The 14,657-nt window shown below is 61.5% G+C and carries 12 protein-coding genes and 1 pseudogene; 5 read left to right on the forward strand and 8 right to left on the reverse strand.

Annotated elements, in window-relative coordinates:
- Nucleotides 1-128: 128 nt before the first annotated feature.
- The 7 genes from CLV78_RS16530 to xdhA form a co-directional block, all read right to left on the reverse strand.
- Nucleotides 129-419, reverse strand: a complete 291-nt coding sequence (locus tag CLV78_RS16530) for a sodium:calcium antiporter (protein ID WP_146136710.1) — start codon at nucleotides 417-419, stop codon at nucleotides 129-131.
- A gap of 808 nt (nucleotides 420-1,227) precedes the next feature.
- The gene (locus CLV78_RS24545) at nucleotides 1,228-1,413 is read right to left on the reverse strand and encodes a hypothetical protein (RefSeq protein WP_245925127.1); all 186 of its coding nucleotides are present in this window, start codon (nucleotides 1,411-1,413) and stop codon (nucleotides 1,228-1,230) included.
- A 310-nt stretch (nucleotides 1,414-1,723) separates the two neighbouring features.
- Nucleotides 1,724-3,067 carry a guanine deaminase gene (guaD, locus tag CLV78_RS16540; protein WP_106206042.1) on the reverse strand — a complete coding sequence of 448 codons (1,344 nt, stop codon included), beginning with the start codon at nucleotides 3,065-3,067 and terminating at the stop codon, nucleotides 1,724-1,726.
- 79 nt (nucleotides 3,068-3,146) lie between these two features.
- Nucleotides 3,147-4,727 (reverse strand): xanthine/uracil/vitamin C permease, encoded by a 1,581-nt coding sequence (locus tag CLV78_RS16545; protein WP_106206044.1) that lies wholly within the window; start codon nucleotides 4,725-4,727, stop codon nucleotides 3,147-3,149.
- Nucleotides 4,728-4,794: 67 nt separating this feature from the next.
- Nucleotides 4,795-5,643 carry a xanthine dehydrogenase accessory protein XdhC gene (xdhC, locus tag CLV78_RS16550; RefSeq protein ID WP_106206046.1) on the reverse strand — a complete coding sequence of 283 codons (849 nt, stop codon included), beginning with the start codon at nucleotides 5,641-5,643 and terminating at the stop codon, nucleotides 4,795-4,797.
- 3 nt (nucleotides 5,644-5,646) lie between these two features.
- The gene (gene xdhB, locus CLV78_RS16555) at nucleotides 5,647-7,962 is read right to left on the reverse strand and encodes a xanthine dehydrogenase molybdopterin binding subunit (RefSeq protein WP_106206048.1); all 2,316 of its coding nucleotides are present in this window, start codon (nucleotides 7,960-7,962) and stop codon (nucleotides 5,647-5,649) included.
- A gap of 15 nt (nucleotides 7,963-7,977) precedes the next feature.
- Complete coding sequence (gene xdhA / locus CLV78_RS16560) at nucleotides 7,978-9,432, reverse strand: xanthine dehydrogenase small subunit (protein WP_106206050.1); 1,455 nt, start codon at nucleotides 9,430-9,432, stop codon at nucleotides 7,978-7,980.
- 171 nt (nucleotides 9,433-9,603) lie between these two features.
- Here xdhA and CLV78_RS16565 point away from each other — a divergent pair, with 171 nt between their 5' ends.
- A complete protein-coding gene (locus CLV78_RS16565) occupies nucleotides 9,604-10,518 on the forward strand; it encodes a LysR family transcriptional regulator (RefSeq protein ID WP_106206052.1) in 915 nt (304 codons plus the stop codon).
- A 16-nt stretch (nucleotides 10,519-10,534) separates the two neighbouring features.
- Here the strand turns inward: CLV78_RS16565 and CLV78_RS16570 are convergent.
- Nucleotides 10,535-11,283, reverse strand: a pseudogene (locus CLV78_RS16570) (IS6 family transposase).
- Between the two features lie 867 nt (nucleotides 11,284-12,150).
- Between CLV78_RS16570 and CLV78_RS16575 the strand changes: the two are divergent.
- The 4 genes from CLV78_RS16575 to CLV78_RS23975 all read left to right on the forward strand — a co-directional run bounded on the left by CLV78_RS16575 (nucleotide 12,151) and on the right by CLV78_RS23975 (nucleotide 14,656).
- Nucleotides 12,151-12,966, forward strand: coding sequence for a hypothetical protein (locus CLV78_RS16575; protein WP_106206054.1), 816 nt, complete (start codon nucleotides 12,151-12,153; stop codon nucleotides 12,964-12,966).
- A gap of 224 nt (nucleotides 12,967-13,190) precedes the next feature.
- Nucleotides 13,191-13,946, forward strand: a complete 756-nt coding sequence (locus tag CLV78_RS16580) for an alpha/beta hydrolase (protein WP_106206056.1) — start codon at nucleotides 13,191-13,193, stop codon at nucleotides 13,944-13,946.
- Nucleotides 13,947-14,025: 79 nt separating this feature from the next.
- Nucleotides 14,026-14,244 carry a hypothetical protein gene (locus CLV78_RS16585; protein WP_106206058.1) on the forward strand — a complete coding sequence of 73 codons (219 nt, stop codon included), beginning with the start codon at nucleotides 14,026-14,028 and terminating at the stop codon, nucleotides 14,242-14,244.
- 244 nt (nucleotides 14,245-14,488) lie between these two features.
- Nucleotides 14,489-14,656 carry a hypothetical protein gene (locus CLV78_RS23975; RefSeq protein WP_211301020.1) on the forward strand — a complete coding sequence of 56 codons (168 nt, stop codon included), beginning with the start codon at nucleotides 14,489-14,491 and terminating at the stop codon, nucleotides 14,654-14,656.
- Nucleotide 14,657 lies beyond the last annotated feature (1 nt).

A 14,657-nucleotide genomic window follows, 5' to 3' on the forward strand; every position in this document is an offset into this window, starting at 1 on the left:
TAGCTGACACGATTGGGCCAGCCATTTACCGCAGCCGGCACAAGGATCTGGCAAAGAACGGAACAGGCATGCAGTCCGTCTCGGCGCAAGTCCGCAGCGAGCAATCAGAACGCTGAAATGAAAAGCTCTCAAGCCAGAAGCACGCCAAGATATGTGAGGCAAGCCAGCAAGAAAAGGCCACCTTCGCGCCGACTAACTGTCCAGCCGCTACGGGCAAACGCTATTGGTACAAGGGTTGAGGCACAGAGGACCCAGATGTCCAGATTGGCAATCTCTTTCGGGATAACGATCGGGTGAACGAAGACCGTAACTCCAAGAATCCCTGGTATGTTGAAGATATTGCTGCCCAATACGTTGCCCAGTGCGACGGCCCCTTCGCCCTTGCGGACTGCAATGACCGAAGTCAGGAGTTCTGGCATCGAAGTCCCTTGCAACAATGGCAAGACCAATCACCGTTTCCGAAAGCCCTGCAGCTTGAGCAAGCAAAACGGCACCGGATACCAAGAAGCGTGGACCAAGAATGGTCAATACCAAGCCTGACGCGGCGATAGACAAAGACACACCGAACGACATTTCGGGACCAACCGCGGCCTTTGCTTGGTTCTCGTAGACAACGGAAGCGGGAGTTCCACCGGGCTGCATCTCGGACCACAGCGTGAAGCCAAGATACGTCGCCAAGATCATGACAAATGCCGCTCCGATCATCGGGCAAATTCCTCCGAGCAGAACTGCGCCCAAGAAAAAATTGCAACCACAACCACCGCGCCGTCCCGCCGGAACGCCTTTTGGAACGAGATTACACTCCAAATTGAAGGGTTAAAAAACAGAGGCGTGGACGGCGGTGAACAACTGCAAGCTCCTCATTCGTCAGAAGCGCAGCATTGATCGCACTCGTCATCGAAACGGCAGGTACGAACCCTCCGCCCTGTTGTTCAACCAACGGCCAATTTGCTGGCCGTCTGCCGCTCCGGTCTCCCTCGACACGGCACCACATGACCGCAGTCCATCAGCGACGAAGAAATCCACGTGGCCATAGCGCTTCAGCGTTTTCCTTGAGTTTTCCAAGGGGGCTATCTTGTCCCGCGGCTTTGTTTCGTAGCTTTCCAGGGCCTCGCCGTCGTGATCGACCGCGCGTCACAGACAGTGACGCTCTCCGTTGTTCTTCACGATCAAATCGTCGAGGTGCCAACGCAGGTGGCTCGGCCGCGAACCTGTGACCCGGCGCTTTCAGATCTCGGCAGCAACCAACGGCTCGAACCGTTGCCACCAGTAGAAGAAAGTTAACTGCCTGATACCGACGCCCCGCTCAGGATGCAGATCCTCCACGGATTGGAGCAAAAGCAGGAAGCCGTTGTACATCATCACGCCAAAAGGATGTTCTCCTTGCCTTTGAAGAATATGAACGGACTGCATTTTGTCTTCCGCAGTCGCCAGTCAACTCGCTGCCCCGACGCAAGCGAGTTACTTCTGCCACCACCGTCCGGAATGCCGCCACAGAACACAACCAGACGCGAGTCAGTGCGCCGTTCTATCGATTCTCCCAACCCGGAAGAAGCTCGCAGCGGACATCGCCGGGTTGGACGCTGGCGACGCGCAAAAGCCTACAATTCATGGCTGGTTTGGTTCCGCGGGAGGATGCAGCCAGAATTCGCGGCATTGCTTTTGGAAGCCATACGGGGCGGCTTCCTTGAAGGGCGGGCGACATCCTCCCACGCCGCACGTACTAGGCGAGGGCGAGGCGCGGTATGGCGTTCTCGGGTGCCCTGATTTGGGACACATTGGATTGCGCCACGCCAGCCACATAGGTCTCCGCGATGCTTCGGTCGTCGCCCATGATCTGGAGCACGAACAATTCCTCGGCCAGCGTTTCCGCCCGTTCCATGCGCAGCGCCATGGCGCCGGTGGCCCGCGAGTCCAGCACCACGATATCCGCATCCGTTCCGACCTCCAGCGTGCCGATGCGATCCTGCATGCCCAGAGCCGCCGCGTTGCCGCGTGTGATCCAGTGGAAGGCCCGCAAAGGATGCAGAATCTGCCCCTGAAGCTGAAGGATCTTGTAGGCTTCATTCAGCGTTTGCAGCATGGAATAGCTGGTGCCCGCGCCAACATCGGTGGCGATACTGTTGGATATCCCACGATCCCGCAGCCCGGCATCGTCGAACAGGCCGCTGCCGAGATAGAGGTTCGAGGTCGGGCAGAAAGCCGGGTGCGCCCCGGTCTCGGCAAGGGCGTCGATCTCGCGCGGCTCCAGATGGATCGAATGACCTAAGAACGTGCGCGGGCCGAGCAGTCCGTGATTCTGATACACGTCCAGATAATCCCGGGCCTTCGGATAGAGCGACTTGGTGAAGGCGATCTCGTCGCGGTTCTCCGACAGATGGGTCTGGACGAAGCAATCGGGGTATTCTGCCACCAACGCGCCAGCCATGTCGAGTTGCTCTGGCGTGGAGGTGATGGCGAAGCGCGGAGTGATGGCATAGCGCGCCCTGCCCTTGCCATGCCAGGCATCGATCAGCGCCTTGCTGTCGTCGTATCCGGTCTGTGCGGTATCCAGCAGCGCCTCGGGCGCGTTGCGGTCCATCATCACCTTGCCGCCGATCATAGCCATATTCCGGCGCTCGGCCTCCTCGAAGAACGCATCGGCAGAGGATCTGTGAACCGAACAGAAGGCCAGCGCGGTGGTCGTGCCGTGCGCGGTCAACTGGTCATAGAAAGCGCATGCCATTGCCCGGGCATGATCGGGATCGGCGAAGCGGGTTTCCTCGGGGAACGTGTACGTGTTCAGCCAGTCCAGGAGCTGCGCGCCCCATGAGGCGATCACCTGCACCTGCGGAAAGTGAATATGCGTGTCGATGAATCCGGGCATCAACAGGTGCGGCCGGTGATCTATCAGTACGGCATCCGGCGCCTGGGCCGCGACAGTGGGAAATTCTCCGACCCCCTCGATCAGTCCATCGGCCACCAGCAGCGCGCCATCCTCGATGTAGAGATAGGCGTCGGCGTCGTCGGGGCCTGCCGGTTCTGAACGGAAGGACAGCACGCGCCCGCGCAGGAGTGTCTTGGTCATATCGATCTCTCTGGTATCTGATCATTGCAAGCGCGGGCCCGGGAGGAGCCGGACCCGCGCTGCCCCGACAGGAGGAGGGCTACTCCGCCGGTTGGGTCGGCTCGTCGACAACGACGTTGTGGTTCACCAGCTCATCGTCCCGGTGGAAGATCGGGTAGATGAACAGGAAGGCGGCCGAGATCAGGTATCCCGCCGACACACCGCTCATGACAGGCATCTGCAGCGTTCCGGCATGGATGACCCCGACCATCGACATCGCCGCCGCTGCCAGCGCGAAGCCACCGGCATTGCGGAAGTTACCGTCGATCACCGAGGCGACGATAGCGCCCCAGATCAGACCGGTCAGAATGGCGCCTTGGCTGAGCGCGAGGTGCCCCTCGAAATGCGCCCCTTGTTGCAGCAGAGCGGCGGTCAGGTCCGGATCGCCAAGCTGCGGCAGCCCGGCAACGCCTGCTGCACCGAGCGCGCCCATCAGCGAACCCCACTTGGTGATCAGGAAGGACGACACATGTGGCATCATCGCGATGCTCACCGCGGCCATATGTTCGGGCTTCACCGAATGGGCGGTGTTGGTGATCAGGCTGAGCGCGACGAACACCAGAACCGGCGCAGCAGCGGCCACGGGGATCAGGTTGTTGAGGAAGGCCAGCAGGCCAAGAAAGGCTGCTGCCGGGATCACCACGCCGACTCCGATGATATAGCCGGCATGCGCTCCCATCCGCTTGTAGGCCGGGTGGCCGATATAGGCGGTGGTCGGGAAGGGCGAGCCGAAGAGCGCGCCGATCATCGTGCCAAGGCCGTCGGTGATCTGGCATGTGGCGACCGGGTAATGGTCACCCGCAGCCTCGGCACTTTCCACGTTGTTCATCGTCTCGATGAAGTTGTAGATCTGCACCGGGACCAGGACGAGGAACAGTTCCGGATTGGCGAAAAGGTGTTGGATACCGGCGATCAGGTCACCGACATAGGGCATGGGAAGGTAGACACCGACACCATCGAAGCTGACATTTGCCTTGCCGATGGAGAAGGCGACGATCGTGCCGACGATCAGTGCCAGCAGACCGGCCGGGATGTTGTACGGAAGCCGGAACCGGCCGACGAGCCCCCACAGGATAATGATCATCGAGGCGAAGCCGACGAAAGGCTCCTCAAAGACGATCGCCAGCGGCACGCTGCCGATGAACACCAGCGCAATGCCGCAGAGCGTGCCGAGCATGCCCGCGCGCGGCGTCACGCGCTTCAGCCACGGGCCGATCACGGCCCCGAAGGCCGCGACGATACCGCCCATGAAGCCCGCGCCGATCCCGACCTGCCAGGCCAGAACGGGGTCATTGGTCGACCAGTAGATCGGCCCGATCACCCCGAACAGGTATACGAACATCACGGGCGTCGAGATGCCGTAGGGGATCGCCGTCACGTCCCGCCCGTGCCGGGCGGCAGCGCGCCGGGCAAGGCCGACATAGACCAGAATACCGGCCAGAATGGCCACGGCCGCGCCGGGCACGATCCGTCCGAAGACAATGTCGGCCGGCATCTGGAAGACGAACTGGCAGATCCCGGCCAGGACCATCAGGTTGATCAGGTTGTCAGTGAACAGCGCCCAGAAGGCGCTGAAATCGCTGCGCACAAACAGCTTGTAGGTGTACCCTTGACCGCTCATTGGCGGGCCTCCTCTGGTTGTCGGAACAAGCCGATGCCTCCTCCTCTGAGGCAATCGGCCGCCCGGTTCACATCTCCGATGCGATCGGAGCCTTCCCCCGTTCGGGGGCGTGCGCGGCAGTTTCAGAGGTCAACGCCGTGATCACTTCGGCGACGACGGTCGCTGCAATCACGGACGGCCGCTTGTCGCGGCTACCGCTTGCCCCAATGGGGCAAATGAGAGCGTCCGTCTCCACACCGTCGCAATGGCGACGGCAATAGCTGGAAAAGGACGCGCGTTTCGTGGCCGAGCCGATCATGCCGACATAGGCCGCATCGTTCCGGGCCAACGCCTCGGAGGTCAGCAGGAAATCGAGCGCGTGGTCGTGGGTGAGCACGATGAAGGCGCTTCCCGCAGGCGCGTTGCGGATCTCCGCTTCGGGCAGCGCGGTATGCCGGGTTTCGACGCCTGCGGTCACATGCCCCAATTCTTCGGCGCGTTCGTCGATCAGAAGGGGCCGGACGGGGAGGTGCTGGAACTGGTCGGCCAGCGCGCGGCCCACATGGCCGGCACCGAGGATGAACACCTGCGGCAGCATCTCACGCTCTGCGTCTGATACCTGCACGACCTGCGAACGCGCAGCACCATCCATCCACGAAAGCGCAATCTCGACCCGTCCACCGCAGCACTGGCCGATCTCCGGCCCGAGCGGCACATCCATCTGCGCGGATGCCTCGCCGCTCCGCAGAAGCCTGCGCGCATGGTCTATCGCCATGTATTCCAGTTGCCCGCCGCCTATGGTGCCGATCATCGCATCTGGCGCGACCAGCATGAAGGCCCCCTGCTCGCGCGGAGACGAACCGCGGACCCGGGTCAACTCGACCCGCATGATGTCCGCATGGTCGGCCAGGAAGGCTGAGAGGCGCGCCGGCGTCATGGGTCAGGCTTCGCTCAGGCGGTCCACCGCCATCAGGATGCGTTCCGGCGTCGCCGGCGCTTCGAGCCGGGGGCATTCGCGGTACTCGGCCACCGAGGCCACGGCCATGGACAATGCCTCCAGCACCGAAATGCCGAGCACGAAGGGTGGCTCACCCACTGCCTTGGACCGCTTGATGGTCAACTCGCGGTTCTCGGACCAGTCCGCCAACTTGACGTTGAACTCGCGCGGCCGGTCGGAGGCCAGCGGGATCTTGTAGGTGGAGGGCGCATGGGTGCGCAGACACCCCTTGTCGTCCCACCACAACTCCTCCGTGGTCAACCAGCCCATGCCCTGCACGAAAGCGCCTTCAACCTGCCCCTTGTCGAGGATCGGGTTCAGGGACTTGCCGACATCGTGGATAATGTCCGTGCGCTCCACCCGGTATTCGCCGGTCAGCGTATCAATGCTCACCTCGGAGACCGCCGCGCCATAGGCGTAGTAATAGAACGGCCGGCCGGTGCCGTTGGCCCGATCCCAGTGGATTTCTGGCGTCTTGTAGAAGCCTGCGGCCGAAAGCTGCACGCGATCCATGTAGGCCAGCTTGATGAAGGCATCGAAGCTGTAGATCTCGCCGCCCACGCGCACCTCGTTGGGCGCGAAAACCACATCCTCGGCGGGGACGCCCCATTTCTCACAGGCAAACCTGACCAGCCGGTCGCGGATCTGAACACAGGCATTCTGTGCCGCCATACCGTTCAGATCCGCACCGGAGGACGCCGCCGTTGCCGAAGTGTTCGGCACCTTTTCCGTCGTGGTCTTTGTGATCTTGATCCGGCTGACATCGATCTGGAACTCGCTCGCAACCACCTGCGAGATCTTGGTGTTGAGCCCCTGCCCCATCTCGGTGCCGCCGTGGTTCAGGTGGATCGAGCCGTCGTTGTAAATGTGGATCAGCGCGCCGGCCTGATTGTACCAGGTCGCGGTGAAGGAGATGCCGAATTTCACCGGCGTCAGCGCGATCCCCTTGCGGGTAATGCCGCCCTTTGCGTTGTGCTCCAGGATGGCGGCGCGGCGGGCCTGATAATCGGAGGTCTCTTCCAGTTCGTCCACCAGTCGGGCGATCACGTTGTCCTCTACCGTCTGGTGATAGGGCGTCACGTTCCGCTCGCCCTCGCCATAGAAGTTCAACTTGCGGATCTCCAGCGGGTCCTTGCCCAGCTTGAAGGCAATTTCCTCGACAATCCGCTCGGCCATCACCGCGCCCTGAGGCCCGCCGAAGCCCCTGAAAGCCGTGTTGGAGACGGTGTTTGTCTTCATCGGGCGGGATGTGAGCTGCACATTCGGGTAGAAGTAAGTGTTGTCGGCGTGGAACAGGGCCCGGTCGGTCACCGGCCCGCTCAAGTCCGCGCTGTAGCCGCAGCGGGCCGCGAACTGGGCATCCACCGCCTCGATCCGCCCATCGCCATCGAAGGCCACGTCGTAGTCGACAACGAAATCGTGTCGCTTGCCGGTGCTGGTCATGTCCTGATCGCGATCCGGGCGGATCTTCACCGGTCGGTTCAGCTTCTTGGCCGCCACCGCGGCCACGGCGCAGAACAGGTTCATCTGGCTTTCCTTGCCGCCGAAACCGCCCCCCATGCGCCGCACGTTCACCGTCACAGCGTTGGAGGGTACGCCAAGCACATGGGCCACCATGTGCTGCGCCTCGCTTGGGTGCTGGGTCGAGCAGTGGACCACCACGTCGTCATCCTCGCCCGGAATGGCAAAGGCGATATGGCCTTCCAGATACATGTGATCCTGGCCGCCGACCTTGAGCTGCCCGGCGATCCGGTGGGTCGCGGCGTCCAGCGCCGGGGCCACCTCGCCGCGCCTGAGCGTCAGCGGAGCGGTAACATTGGGATAGCCCGCCGCCATCGCCGCCTCGGTGTCGGTCACATGCGGCAGCACCTCGTAGTCCACTTCGCCCATCTCGGCGGCTCGGCGGGCCATATCACGGCTTTCGGCGACGACGGCAAACAGTGGCTGGCCCCAGAATTCCACCTTGTCGGTGGCAAAGACCGGTTCGTCATTGAGCCCGGTGGGGCTGATGTCGTTGCTGCCCGGAAGATCTTCGACAGTGAGCACGTCGACAACGCCTTGCGCGGCGCGCACCTTGGTGAGGTCGATGGACCGGATCCGGCCATGCGCCACGTTCGAGACGCCAAGATAGGCATGCAACGTGCCGATGGGTTCGGCAATGTCGTCGCAATACTCAGCCCGGCCGGTAACATGTTTGATGGCGGACTCGTGCTTGAGATCGGTATGCGCGGCGCCGTGGATGGTGACTTGGTCTCTCATGGCAGATCCTCCGGCTCAGGCGTGCATCAACGGCGCGGGGGCCGCGTCGACGTGATCGAGATAGAAACGGCGGAACAGGTTCTGCGCGACCCTCATCCGGTAGTCGCTGCTCGCACGCATATCCGTCAGCGGGGTGAAATCCTCCGTCAGAGCCCTGGACGCGGCCACCAGTGTTGCCTCGCTCCATGGCTGGCCAATCAGCGCGGCCTCGGCAGAGCTGGCCCGCTTCGGTGTGGCTGCCATGCCGCCAAAGGCGATCCGGGCCCCGGTGATCGTGCTTTCCTCGACGCGAAGGTTGAACGCGGCACAGACCGAGGAGATGTCTTCGTCCCGACGCTTGGAAATCTTGTAGGCGGCATGCAACCCGCCCGGCTCACGCGGGATGGCGATGCACTCGACAAACTCCGCCGGGTCCCGGTCCTGCTTGCCGTAAGCGATGAAGAAATCTTCGAGCGGCAGGTGACGACGCTCCGCGCCCTTGCGCAGGGTGATCGTGGCATCCAGCGCGATCAGGACGGGAGGCGTGTCCCCGATGGGCGATCCGTTGGCGATGTTGCCGCCGATCGTGCCCATGTTGCGCACCTGCCAGCCTGCGATGCGGTCCCAGAAGGCCGTGAGATGCGGGAAAGCCTCGCCAATCACCTGCTGGCTTTCCGTGTAGGTAACCCCTGCCCCAAGGGTGAGCGCATCGTCGGTCAGGTGAATCTCTTTGAGGTCGCGCAGATTGCCGATGAAAATTGCAGGGGAGATCCAGCGCATCATCTTCGTCACCCAGAGTCCCACATCGGTCGATCCGGCGACTATGGTCGCCCCTGGGTTGGCGGCAAGGATCTCTGCGAGATCGTCGCTGTTGGCCGGAAGGAAGGCGCGGCTGCATTTCCTGCGCACTGCAACTGTCCGGCCATCGTCCAGCGCTGTCAGTTTGGCGGCGATCTTGTTGCGCTGCGCGACGAGGAAATCGCGGGTGGGCGTACCGTAGCGGGAAACTGCCAGCGCCGCCCGGATGATCGGCTCGTAGCCGGTACAGCGGCAAAGGTTTCCCTGCACCGCGCTTTCGACCTCGGCCTCCGTGGGCGTCGGGTTCTCCATCCACAGGGCATAGAGCGACATCACGAAGCCCGGCGTGCAGAAGCCGCATTGGCTGCCGTGGTAGTCAACCATCGCCTGCTGAACGGGATGCAGGGCCCCGTCAGGGCCGACAAGATGCTCGATTGTGACAATGTGGCATCCGTCCAGCGAGGCAAGGAAGCGGATGCAGGCATTTACGGCCTCATAGCGAAGCGCGCCATTGTCGATGCGACCGACCAGAACCGTGCAGGCCCCGCAATCGCCCTCCGCACAGCCTTCCTTGGTTCCGGTCAATCGACGATCGATCCGCAGGAAGTCCAGAACGGTGTCATCGGCGCCCACGGTGTCTAACGAAACCTCGCGGTCGTTCAAAAGAAACCGGATGTCCTGTCGATATGTCATTGGGCGCCTCCAATTGTGTCCGGCAACACCGGCCCCGAAGGCTTAAGCGGAATAGCGCTTCAACAAAACGTCGATATTGGTTATGTTGTTTCTACGTTTTGTTGAAAGTTCTGCCGCCGGACATCGCTTTCAAGTTCGCCCGTTGCGGAACCAGGGTTGAAGGAGAAACCGATGCAGTATGTGGACTGCCTGAACGTGTTCGTCCGCTCTGTTGACCTTGGAAGCATCACCTCCGGTGGCCGCGATTTGCGCCTGACCCCCGCGGTTGCCAGCAAACGCATCAAGGAACTTGAAGCGCATCTTGGCGTTCGCCTGCTTAACCGAACAACCCGCTCCCTGACACCAACGGAAATCGGCAAGGTCTACTACGATCACGCAAGATCGGTCTTGGAATCCATCCGCGAGTCCGAGGCGGCGGTTGCAGGGTTTTCAAGCGCCCCGCGCGGTACGATCAGCGTTGTGGCCCCACTGGGTGTCGGCCGGCGCCTGATCGCCCCCCTCGTGCCGGAATTCGTCGCGCAGTATCCAGAAGTCAATATCCGGTTGCGCCTGTCGGATCGAAAGGTCGACATGTTGGCCGACAATCTGGACCTGGCGATTTTTCTAGGGGAGCTTCGGGATTCAAACCTGAAGTTCCGCAAGATCGCGTCATGTGAAAGAGTCCTGTGTGCATCACCAAAATACCTTGCGTCGCATGGCCACCCTAAAACTCCCGGCGATTTGCTGAGGAACGACCACAACTGCCTGCTTTTGCGTTACCCACGATCGCCTGAGTATTTCTGGACACTACAGGGTCGCGACGGTCCGGAACGCCTGGAGGTCGCGGGGAGATACGACGCAGATGACGGCGATGTCCTTACACGCTGGGCGGAAGAAGGATGGGGGATCGCCAACAAGCCACGCTTCGATGTTGCCGAGGCGCTCGCAAATGGATCGCTAGTCGAGGTTTTGCCCGACACGCCCCCCGTATCGGCGACGCTGGGCTGCCTCTACCCCCACCGACGGCTCCAGGACCCGAAAATCCGGCTGTTTCTGGATTTCGCCGTGATGAGACTGAAGGAAACCCTTTTCGCGGGGCGCCGGTAGCCAAAACAAGGTGGTGTCAGACCAATTCGCACTCAACTCTGCGAGGCAGGATCGCTGTCCTTTGGGCTGAGCAGAGTTGGCGCCACTCGTTGAGAGCGGCGGCAATGTTGGCTTTGAAGGTGACCCGACTGTAGAGGCTGCGCTTCAGGTTTGGATGGCTATTTTTCGAGGCGTGGACGGCGACAAATCTCTGCAAACACCGTGATGACCGGAACCGTTGCATCGCCCGTTCCCACCTCCGGAACGGCTGGTGCGGGTTTTCGTCCCGATTGCTCAACCAACGGCCGGTTTCTTGCAGAACTACAGCTCTCATTTCCTTCAAGGCAGCGTCGTAGACCGAAGCAAGTCCGTGACCTTGGCTACAGGCCGACCGCACCACGGCAGAGTTTTCTTGAGGCGTTTCAATGCGGCCTTCTCGTCCCGCGGCTCTGAGACGAAGCCCTCCAGAAGCTTGCTCCTGTGGTCGACTGCCCGCCACAGGTAGAGCCGCTCGCCTTTGATCTTCACGAAGATCTCGTCCAGATGCCATCGCCAGAGGCTCGATTTCATCCCATAGATCCGGCGCTTTCGGATCTCCGATGCGAACATCGGTCCGAAACGATGCCACCGATACCGGACTGTCCCGTGACCAATGGCAACCCCGCGCTCTTGCTGCGGGTCCTCCACGTTGCGGAGCGTCAGAGAGAACCAGATGTACAGCATCACCGCCAGGCGGATGACTGCTGCGCTGTTGAAAAAGCCCTTCAATGGGGCACGTTTTGCGATCTGGCGACGCTACTCAGCCCCTGCCCCGCAACAAGCCAAGTTGCTCTGACACCGCTATGGTGACAGTTTTCGGCTGGCTCGAAGCTGGTCTCGACAGATCAAGCAGAAATCCTGGGCAGGGATGTCGTTCGGTCCTCGCGGACCAAGGGGCCCCGGCATCCGCCAGCTATTTGGAGAGCATAATTCCCAATGTGCCAGACACCCCCACCTGCCGGCTTATTGCTCCGCCCAGTGGACGGACTCTGCGCGCTGTTGACGTCTCGGACAAGACACCAATCGTTACTGTGTCGGGCGCTCAGAGTCATGGCTGGGCTCGGATTGCAGCCCTCGAAGACCAGCTGTGCGATCTTGTGTATACCCAATTTAGGTCGATGTGGATGGTCAGCGACGCAATAACTGGCCAAGGTCGCGAGTCGCGGTCCGTCGGCAATCCCACTCGAACCGTATCGAACCAGTTGCCGCCTAGCATGCGTCAGAACTCATGTGGGGGCGGTTTCACTTCCGCAATCAGATACGATGGAATACGGGCCATTCTTGCCGTCATCGCTGCTTTGACGGGGTAGCCGATCGATCCTGTCGACCATTTTGGAGCCCTTGCCCAAGGGAGACACGTCGCAGACTACCCGGTATCGCGCGACCCTGCCCGAAGACCATGATGCGACGGAAAGCGGCCAAACAGTCGACCTGTTGTTCACGGTGCTGAAGTCCTACTCTACCGCGCCCGCCGAAGACCCTCTTCTTTATCTTCACGGCGGGCCTGACAGCGGAAACCACTTGGGGATCGCGTAATTCGGTGGTGTTTTCGATGCTTGGCGGTCAACGCGTGACATCGTTATCTTCGACCAGAGTGCCGCCGGTCTGTCGGCCGTGCATACAGCCCGTCAGGAGACGATCAATACGCAGATTGATGATGTTGTTCTGGGCGAATTTAGCAATATCTTCGGAGCACGCGTAACCGAAGTCCCAGCCTCGGACCGTGATCTGTCAAAATACAACACGTTGCAGAACGCCTATGACACCTCGGCGCTCATGAAAACGCAGGGCTACGATAGTTATGACATCTACGGCATCTCCGACGGCACGCAGCTCGCAATGGAAGTACTGCGCAGCGCGTCGCAGGGCGTCCGCTCGGTATTTCTGAAGGGCGTCGCACCACCATGGATCCCGCTTTGTGACACGCTGGACACCGCCATGAACAACTCCATAGAGGCTCTTGTCGCCGAATGCGCCGCCGATCCGGTGTGCGACGCTTCCTATCCCGATCTTGGAAGCGTTCTGAATGGCACTTTGAACCGCGCCACCGAAGGCACGCTGGTCGCGCATGGCGAGCCTGTTCCACCGCAGGCCGTTACGGCAATGCACTCCGGACGTGCCGAGCACAAGAGCCCGATCAGCATTGCGCCCTTCATGCCGGCCATAGTCTATGAGTTTGCCCGTGCCGAGGACGAGGCGCCGACGATCGAGATGATCTACGACTCGTCCTTCGTCCTCGAAGAAGACAAACCGGCTGACATCCGGCGCGGCGCGACGGTGAGTGATCCGGAAAGCGAAACGAATGGGGAGCTGGCGCTATCGAATGCGGATGAAGTTCTCGAAATCGAACATCAACTTGACCTGACCCTGCCGGCATTGCTGGAAGCAGTGGCGCGGGCGCGATCTCGGGCCGATGGTGGCCCTTCTTGACCGCGAGATGAGCCGTGCATCGCAGGCGCTGTTCGCCGACCTGCGAGCAAATGCCGTCCTCGCGAGGAGTTTCGCCGTGCCGGCCAGTGGTCCGCGGACGAGCGCTGAGCTGATCGCGTTTATTGACTCGCATTTCGACGGGCGACGCAGGATCGCCTCGTGGCACTGGTCGAGGCGATGTCCCCAGAGGAGATGCCGAGTTCTTTCCCACCTCCAACGCCTCGGTGAAACTGACCACCACCGGGTTCTCGGACCATGTGGATCTGTGGGTCTATGCCTGCCAGGAGGAAGTCCCCTTCAACTCGATGGAAGGCTTTCCAGTTCTGCGCGACACCTACACGTTCCCCATCGTCACGGATGTCGCGGTGTCGGGCGCGGTCGGGCAGTTTGGTATTTGCGATCTGTTCGAGCCGGTTCCGCGCGACGGTTTTCAGGAGGTGTTCTCAAGCGATGTTCCGACGCTCGCCATTGGCGGCGATTGGGACATGCCGACATCATGGGAATGGGGCGCGGAAGCGATCCGCGAGTTCATCAATGCGCAGGCGGTGGTGATCCCCGAAACCGGGCACGGATCTATCCTCTATGCGGATTGCGTGGCGGATATTGGCGTGGCGTTTACCAACGCCCCGGGCCGCAAGTTCGATGACAGTTCTGCCAGGAGCTGGAAGGTGAAGTTCTACGTCGCGCCCTCGGTGAATGCCGAAGCGGACCATCCGGCCGAGACTGCCGACGAGACCGTCGACGAAGCAACGGTCATAGTCTCCGGCACCGTGGTTCACCTCTCCTTCGATTGCAACGAGGCCGGGTCCAGCGCCGAGAAGCTGATCTGTTCCGACGCCGGGTTGGCGGAACTGGACCGTCGCCTGGCCGAGCGCTTCACCGCCGCGGTCGCGGTGGCCGGGGGGGGGGGATGCGGGTGCGGACGAGGACGTCGCCACACTTCGCGCCTATCGGCGCGGCTGGATCTCCGGCCGCGATGAATGCTGGAAATCGGACGACCTGCGCGCCTGTGTCGAGGGCGAGTACCCGCGTCGCGAGGGCCAGCTTGTCGCCGAATGGATGCTGAAAGAACCTGTTCGTGTTCAGGAATACGCCTGTGGCGAAAACCAGGCGAACGTTGTGTCGGTATTCAACTTCGACACGAGCCTGCCTTCGGTCCGGCTCGAGTACGGCGACAGCATCGATTTTGGCAGCCTGACTGACGAAGGAAACGGCCGGTACGACGGGAACCTCGGCCGGAGCTTATCCGATGACGGAAACAGCGCCTCCCTGACCTAAACAGAAGACCAGCCCCAAACCTGCGAACCGATCCGTTGATCCGGCTGTTCGCCGGACCGGACTGCCTTTCCCCATGGAGGCCAGACATGAGACGTATCGTATTGTCACTAGCGGCTGCGCATACCGTGGTGCCCCCCCTTTCGGTCGATGCCCAGTCGCGGACCGAACGAGTTCGGTTCCAGGCAGGCGCGACGGGTGCGACCGTTCCCGGCGGATTGTCGGCCGGGAATCCGTTGGCTACCTCATGGGGGCGCAATCCGGGCAGCGGATGAGCGTGTTCCTGTCGGCGAGCTATCCGTCGGCCTATTTCAACATCTATCAACCGGGCAAAGGACTGGGCGACACCGCCCTGTTCTCGGGGTCAATCGAAGGGTCGCTTTTTAACAGAGTTCTTCCCAAGTCCGGCGACTAAA

The organism is Aliiruegeria haliotis (assembly GCF_003003255.1).
Taxonomy (GTDB): domain Bacteria; phylum Pseudomonadota; class Alphaproteobacteria; order Rhodobacterales; family Rhodobacteraceae; genus Tropicimonas; species Tropicimonas haliotis.

What these genes read in the sequence shown, in the direction of transcription:
- CLV78_RS16530 (WP_146136710.1), bottom strand. Translation starts at nt 419, where the DNA reads ATGCCAGAACTCCTGACTTCGGTCATTGCAGTCCGCAAGGGCGAAGGG.
- CLV78_RS24545 (WP_245925127.1), bottom strand. Translation starts at nt 1,413, where the DNA reads ATGCAGTCCGTTCATATTCTTCAAAGGCAAGGAGAACATCCTTTTGGC.
- guaD (WP_106206042.1), bottom strand. Translation starts at nt 3,067, where the DNA reads ATGACCAAGACACTCCTGCGCGGGCGCGTGCTGTCCTTCCGTTCAGAA.
- CLV78_RS16545 (WP_106206044.1), bottom strand. Translation starts at nt 4,727, where the DNA reads ATGAGCGGTCAAGGGTACACCTACAAGCTGTTTGTGCGCAGCGATTTC.
- xdhC (WP_106206046.1), bottom strand. Translation starts at nt 5,643, where the DNA reads ATGACGCCGGCGCGCCTCTCAGCCTTCCTGGCCGACCATGCGGACATC.
- xdhB (WP_106206048.1), bottom strand. Translation starts at nt 7,962, where the DNA reads ATGAGAGACCAAGTCACCATCCACGGCGCCGCGCATACCGATCTCAAG.
- xdhA (WP_106206050.1), bottom strand. Translation starts at nt 9,432, where the DNA reads ATGACATATCGACAGGACATCCGGTTTCTTTTGAACGACCGCGAGGTT.
- CLV78_RS16565 (WP_106206052.1), top strand. Translation starts at nt 9,604, where the DNA reads ATGCAGTATGTGGACTGCCTGAACGTGTTCGTCCGCTCTGTTGACCTT.
- CLV78_RS16585 (WP_106206058.1), top strand. Translation starts at nt 14,026, where the DNA reads ATGCTGAAAGAACCTGTTCGTGTTCAGGAATACGCCTGTGGCGAAAAC.
- CLV78_RS23975 (WP_211301020.1), top strand. Translation starts at nt 14,489, where the DNA reads ATGGGGGCGCAATCCGGGCAGCGGATGAGCGTGTTCCTGTCGGCGAGC.